The organism is Rhodoferax sp. (assembly GCF_039922535.1).
GTDB lineage: Bacteria > Pseudomonadota > Gammaproteobacteria > Burkholderiales > Burkholderiaceae_C > Rhodoferax_B.
This window is the reverse complement of sequence record NZ_JBDTEM010000180.1, coordinates 1-2,417: the sequence shown is the minus strand read 5'-3', so window position 1 is coordinate 2,417 and position 2,417 is coordinate 1. Positions and strand designations below refer to the sequence as shown.

General features: G+C 67.2%; 2 protein-coding genes. Both read left to right on the top strand.

What is annotated here, in order from left to right:
• Positions 1–2,052 (top strand): glycoside hydrolase family 3 N-terminal domain-containing protein (locus ABI213_RS08445; protein ID WP_348026722.1); only part of this gene is annotated, 2,052 nt, incomplete at its 5' end.
• Between the two features lie 82 nt (positions 2,053–2,134).
• Positions 2,135–2,417, top strand: a 283-nt coding sequence (locus ABI213_RS08440; protein ID WP_348026720.1) for a Gfo/Idh/MocA family oxidoreductase, incomplete at its 3' end; no start/stop codon positions are given.

Sequence of the window (2,417 nt, the reverse complement as noted above, 5' to 3'; positions counted from 1 at the left end):
GAATGCCTGATGGGCATGATGACCCGCGACGGCACGCTGTTCCCCTCCGCCCTGGCCATGAGCGCCACCTGGAACCCCGCGCTGATCCAGCAAGTGGGCGAACAGATCGGCCTGGAATGCCGCGCCGTAGGCTGCCAGCAGGGGTTGGCCCCGGTGCTGGACGTGTCGCGCGATGTACGCTGGGGCCGCACCGAAGAAACCCTGGGCGAAGACCCGTACCTGGTCGGCGTACTGGCTACCCGCTACGTGCGCGGCCTGCAAGGCCCGCAGCGCGACGTGCTGGCCACGCTGAAGCATTTTGTCGGCCACTCGTTCAGCGAAGGCGCGCGCAACCATGCGCCGGTGAACCTGGGCTGGCGCACCCTGAACGACACATTTCTGCTGCCGTTCGAGATGGCCATCAAACAGGCCGATGCGGGCTCGGTGATGCCTGCGTACCACGACATCGACGGCGAGCCGGTCCACGCCTCGCAGCATTTGCTCACCGAGGTGCTGCGCAAGCAGTGGGGCTTTGACGGCCTGGTGGTGGCCGACTACGTGGGCGTGAGCCTGCTGTACCAGCACCACGGCGTGGCCCAGGATGCGGCCGAGGCGGCGGCGCTGGCCTTCAACGCCGGGCTGGACGTGGAACTGCCCGGCGACGACTGCGCCCAGCACCTGGCCACCGCCATCGAGCGCGGCCGGCTCAGCCTGGCCAAGGTGGACGAAATTGTGGCGCGCGTGCTGACCGAGAAGTTCCGTCTGGGCCTGTTCGAGCGCGACTTTGCTGACACACCTTTTGTGCCACTGCGCCAACCCGCGGCCCGCCAGGCCGCGCTGGACGTGGCCCGCCAGTCCATCGTGCTGCTGGAGAACAAGGGCATCCTGCCGCTGCAGCCCGCCGCACAAAAACGCATTGTGCTGGTCGGCCCCACCGCCGCCGACCCGATGGCCCTGCTCAGCGGCTACAGCTTTCCGGCGCACCTGATCCTGCAAGACAAGACCGAGGGCACCGACCACATCGTCACCCCGCTGCAAGGCCTGCAAGCGGTGTTTGGCACGGCCCATGTGCAGTACGCCCAAGGCTGCGCGATTCTGGAAGAGCGGCGTAGCGGCGCGCCGGTGTTCCCCGGCGATGTAGCCCCGGCCGGGGTGGAGCGGGTATCGCCCGTATCGCAGCGTACCGATGCCATCGACGAGGCTGTGGCCTGCGCCCAGGCGGCGGACGTGGCCATCGTCTGCGTGGGTGACCTGGCAGGCCTGTTCCAGACCGGCACGGTCAGCGAAGGCTCGGACACCGATTCCCTGAGCCTGCCGGGCGTTCAACAGCTGCTGCTGGAGCGCATCGTGGCCACCGGCACGCCCACGGTGGTGGTGCTGATGGCCGGGCGGCCCTACAACCTGGGCGGGCTGGAAAGCCGCGTCGCCGCCTACCTGATGGCGTTTGCGGGCGGGCAAGAAGGCGGCACGGCACTAGCCGAAGTGCTGGCCGGGCTGCAGGAGCCTTCGGGCCGCATGACGGTGTCGGTGCCCACCGGTGCCGGGGCCATGCCCTACTTTTACAACCATTCTCTGAAGAGCGGCGGCACGCCGATCGCCTTCCATTTCGGCAGCCGCTACCCGTTTGGCCACGGCCTGGGCTACACCCAGTTTGCCTACCGGAATCTGGTGCTGGAGAGCGACGCAGTCGCCCTGGCCGACGGCGATGTGCGGCTGCAGTGCGAGGTGGCCAACACCGGCAGCAGCGCGGGCGTGCCGGTGGTGCAGCTGTATGTGCGCGACCGGCTGGCCTCGGCGGTGCGGCCGGTGAAAGAGCTGAAGGCTTTTCAGCGGGTCACGCTGGCAGCGGGGCAGGTGGCCAAGCTGGACTTTACGGTGCCGGTAGACATGCTGTGTTTTACCCACGCCCAGGGCCAGCGCTGCGTAGAACCGGGCTGGTTCGACATCCTGGTCGGCCCGTCCAGCGGCGACACCCCGCTGGCCACCGCCGTGCAGGTGCTGGGCGACGCGCCCCGCATGCTGGAGCGCGACTGGCGCATGGAAAGCAGCTGCAGCGTCACCCTTGTTTCTTAAGCATTCAATCGGCCTCCAGCGCAATCAGCACCTGCGCTGGCAGCTATTAAAACAGTAGTAAATAACCAAAAGGGCAAACAGCATGGAAAACAGCGGAAATGTTGATAAAGTCGGCATAGGCATCATCGGCTGCGGCAACATCAGCGCGGCGTATTTGCAGGGGGCGGCGAACTTCCCCGTTCTGGACATCCGCGGCGTGGCCGACCTGCACGCCCCAGCCGCGCAGGGCCGGGCCACCGAGTTTGGCGTGCCCTACCAAACGGTGGAGGCTCTGCTGGCCGACCCCAGCATCGAGATCATCGTCAACCTGACCATTCCCGCCGTGCACGTGGAAGTGGGCCTGCAGGTGCTGCACGCAGGCAAGC